4 protein-coding genes are annotated in these 3,451 nt (G+C 69.1%); 1 reads left to right on the plus strand and 3 read right to left on the minus strand.

Annotated features, from left to right (window positions below):
• Positions 1–38: 38 nt before the first annotated feature.
• The 3 genes from ACFC0D_RS38305 to ACFC0D_RS38315 all read right to left on the minus strand — a co-directional run bounded on the left by ACFC0D_RS38305 (position 39) and on the right by ACFC0D_RS38315 (position 1,719).
• Positions 39–332, minus strand: a complete 294-nt coding sequence (locus ACFC0D_RS38305; RefSeq protein ID WP_329120009.1) for a DUF3039 domain-containing protein — start codon at positions 330–332, stop codon at positions 39–41.
• A 198-nt stretch (positions 333–530) separates the two neighbouring features.
• Entirely contained in the window at positions 531–1,049 is a 519-nt protein-coding gene (locus tag ACFC0D_RS38310; protein WP_376446681.1) for a hypothetical protein, read from the minus strand.
• A 109-nt stretch (positions 1,050–1,158) separates the two neighbouring features.
• Positions 1,159–1,719: a YqgE/AlgH family protein gene (locus ACFC0D_RS38315; RefSeq protein WP_376446684.1), complete on the minus strand. Its 561-nt coding sequence runs from the start codon at positions 1,717–1,719 to the stop codon at positions 1,159–1,161.
• A 266-nt stretch (positions 1,720–1,985) separates the two neighbouring features.
• On the opposite strand from ACFC0D_RS38315, the gene murA reads away from it, so the two are divergent.
• Complete coding sequence (murA, locus tag ACFC0D_RS38320; protein ID WP_352187417.1) at positions 1,986–3,326, plus strand: UDP-N-acetylglucosamine 1-carboxyvinyltransferase; 1,341 nt, start codon at positions 1,986–1,988, stop codon at positions 3,324–3,326.
• Positions 3,327–3,451: the final 125 nt, after the last annotated feature.

Below are 3,451 nucleotides of genomic sequence, written 5' to 3' on the forward strand. Positions count from 1 at the left end.
ACACGCACCGGGGGCCGTCCCCGCGGCGAGAGAGCGGGCTACTTCTTGTCGCCGCCCTTGCCGTCCTTGCCCTTGTCCCCACCGGGACCCATGGACTCGTAGATCTCCTTGCACATCGGGCAGACCGGGTACTTCTTGGGGTCGCGCCCCGGTACCCAGACCTTGCCGCACAGTGCCACCACGGGAGTGCCGTCGAGGGCACTCGCCATGATCTTGTCCTTCTGGACGTAGTGGGCATAGCGCTCGTGGTCGCCGTCACCGTGGGACACCTGCGGCGTCGGCTCCACGAGGGTTCCCGTACCTGCCCCGCGCTCGGGCTCGAGAGTGCTCATGGGAGCCAAGGGTAATCAACCGCCCGCCGTTGCGGCGACAGGGCTTGCATGAGGGGCGTCAACCAGCGTGACACTCCGTACGCGTCCAGCCACCCTCGGGATCGAGGAGGCAGGGGCCGCTGATGGGGCCCCGCACCACGCCCAGGAAGTCCACCGGATCGGCGTTCAGCTCCGCCTCGGGGACCTCACAGGTAGCGATCAAGAACCACGCCCCGTCCCGACACAGCAGATCGACTCGCCCTTGCGGTACTGGGCAAGTATCTCGAGTTGCTCGCTGCTGCCGGTGAACGCGACGCCCTTCATCCGCCCGCCTGTCGTCCACACCGACACGGTGCCCTCGTCGAATTGCCAGGACAACATGCGGTCGTCGTACGACTGACCCGCACCGAGGCGGAATCCGATCGGCTTCCGCGTCGCCTGGTCGTACCGCTTCGATCCAGGCCTGCCGAGATTTCCGGCCCGCATGTTCGCCCGCAGCGTGGCGTACGCGTCACAGGTCTTCTTGATGACGTGCTGGGCGGCTTGCGCCCCCAGGCCCCACCGGCCCTTCACTTGCGCATAGACCCGCTTACGCAGGGAGAAGTTCTTGAATTCGCCCGTCTCGAATGCGACCTTCGCGACCCACGAGGCGGCTTCGTTGCAGGCGCGCAGGGTCGCCGCGAGTGCCGCCGCCTGGTCGGCCGTCGGGGCGAGCTTGACCTGCACGGTGAGCTTCATCGGCGTTCACGCCAACCAGCGGCTCGCACACCTGGGCCGGATTCGCTCAAGCGCCCCGCATTCAGCGATCACCCGTACACGCGTTCGCATCCCATCGAAGGGCGTCGCATCAGTTGAGCGAGGGATCGTCCGGGTACGTGGCCACCATCGCGAGGTCGCTCCGCTGGCGGCGCAGGACCTCTCGCCACAGGGTCTCCGGGCGGGGGGAGGACACGTCGCCCGGTTCGGATTCGACCACGTACCACGCGCCCTCGCCGAGCTCCGACTCCAGTTGACCCGGGCCCCAGCCCGCGTAGCCGGCGAAGATCCGGAGGGAGCCCAGCGCCGGGCCGAGGAGTTCCGGCGGGGTCTCCAGGTCGACCAGGCCGATCGCTCCGAACACCCGGCGCCAGCCCAGCGGGCCCTCGTCGCCGGGGATCACCGCGACTCCGAGCGCCGCGTCCAGGGAGACCGGGCCGCCCTGGAAGACCACGCCCGGCTCGCCGGCGAGGTCGGCCCAGGGCGCGAGGATGTCACCGACCGTCACCGGCGTCGGCCGGTTGAGAACCACGCCGAGCGAGCCCTCGTCGTCGTGGTCGAGGAGCAGCACCACCGCGCGGTCGAAATTGGGGTCGGCCAGGGCGGGGGTGGCTACGAGCAGCCGTCCTGTGAGCGAGGACACCTCGGTCATGCGACACATGATCCCGCATCTTCGGCGATTAGGAAGGTCGTCCGATGGAGTGGACACACGCGGGACGCCTACGCAGTTCAGGGCGGATCTGCGTGGCGCTCCCCGGACACAAACGGACGGTAACGCTCCGCAAGATTGGGTGAACAGAGAGTGTTGTGCCGAATTCATTACATCTGACAGGCCCCCCAAGGCTTCCTAGGGGGGTGCCCCCGACCCTTACCCTTTTCCCTGGCCCCCTGCCCGACCCCCACCGGAACGCGAGATTCATGACCGGCACAGACGATGTACTGCTTGTCCACGGCGGAACCCCGCTGGAGGGCGAGATCCGTGTCCGCGGCGCGAAGAACCTCGTGCCCAAGGCGATGGTCGCCGCTCTCCTCGGCAGCGGGCCGAGCCGACTGCGCAACGTGCCCGACATCCGTGACGTCCGTGTGGTCCGCGGGCTGCTGCAGCTGCACGGAGTGACGGTCCGCCCCGGTGAGGAGCCGGGCGAGCTGGTCCTCGACCCGACGCACGTCGAATCCGCCAACGTGGCCGACATCGATGCCCACGCCGGTTCGTCGCGCATTCCGATCCTCTTCTGCGGGCCGCTGCTGCACCGCCTCGGCCACGCCTTCATCCCGGGTCTGGGCGGCTGCGACATCGGTGGCCGGCCGATCGACTTCCACTTCGACGTGCTGCGTCAGTTCGGCGCGACGATCGAGAAGCGGGCGGACGGTCAGTACCTGGAGGCCCCGCAGCGACTGCGCGGCACCAAGATCCGGCTGCCGTACCCCTCGGTCGGCTCGACCGAGCAGGTGCTGCTCACGGCCGTGCTGGCGGAGGGCGTCACCGAGCTCTCCAACGCCGCCGTGGAGCCGGAGATCGAGGACCTGATCTGCGTCCTGCAGAAAATGGGCGCGATCATCTCCATGGACACCGACCGCACCATCCGCATCACCGGTGTCGACAAGCTCGACGGTTACACGCACCGCGCGCTCCCGGACCGCCTGGAGGCGGCGTCCTGGGCGTCGGCGGCGCTGGCGACCGAGGGCAACATCTACGTCCGCGGCGCCCAGCAGCGCTCGATGATGACGTTCCTCAACACCTACCGGAAGGTGGGTGGCGCCTTCGAGATCGACGACGAGGGCATCCGCTTCTGGCACCCGGGCGGCTCGCTCAACGCGATCGCCCTGGAGACGGACGTGCACCCCGGTTTCCAGACCGACTGGCAGCAGCCGCTGGTGGTGGCCCTGACGCAGGCGGCGGGCCTCTCCATCGTCCACGAGACGGTGTACGAGTCGCGGCTCGGTTTCACCTCCGCGCTGAACCAGATGGGTGCCCACATCCAGCTGTACCGCGAGTGCCTGGGCGGTTCGGACTGCCGCTTCGGTCAGCGGAACTTCCTCCACTCGGCGGTCGTGTCCGGCCCCACGAAGCTCCAGGGCGCCGACCTGGTCATCCCGGACCTCCGGGGCGGCTTCTCCTACCTGATCGCGGCGCTGGCGGCGCAGGGCACGTCCCGCGTCCACGGCATCGACCTGATCAACCGCGGCTACGAGAACTTCATGGAGAAGCTCGTCGAGCTGGGCGCGAAGGTCGAGCTCCCGGGCAGCGCGCTCGTGTAGGGCGCCACAGGACGACCGCCCGGGGCGCGACGGCCTCGGGCACCCACACGGGCCCCTCGGGCCTCAGGCAGCCGTCTGAGGCCCGAGGGGCCCTCTGGCGTCTGCCCGCCCGAGGGGCCCTCTGG

The sequence above is a fragment of the Streptomyces sp. NPDC056222 genome, from assembly GCF_042264065.1.
Taxonomy (GTDB): domain Bacteria; phylum Actinomycetota; class Actinomycetes; order Streptomycetales; family Streptomycetaceae; genus Streptomyces.

What these genes read in the sequence shown, in the direction of transcription:
- ACFC0D_RS38305 (WP_329120009.1), bottom strand. Translation starts at nt 332, where the DNA reads ATGAGCACTCTCGAGCCCGAGCGCGGGGCAGGTACGGGAACCCTCGTG.
- ACFC0D_RS38310 (WP_376446681.1), bottom strand. Translation starts at nt 1,049, where the DNA reads ATGAAGCTCACCGTGCAGGTCAAGCTCGCCCCGACGGCCGACCAGGCG.
- ACFC0D_RS38315 (WP_376446684.1), bottom strand. Translation starts at nt 1,719, where the DNA reads ATGACCGAGGTGTCCTCGCTCACAGGACGGCTGCTCGTAGCCACCCCC.
- murA (WP_352187417.1), top strand. Translation starts at nt 1,986, where the DNA reads ATGACCGGCACAGACGATGTACTGCTTGTCCACGGCGGAACCCCGCTG.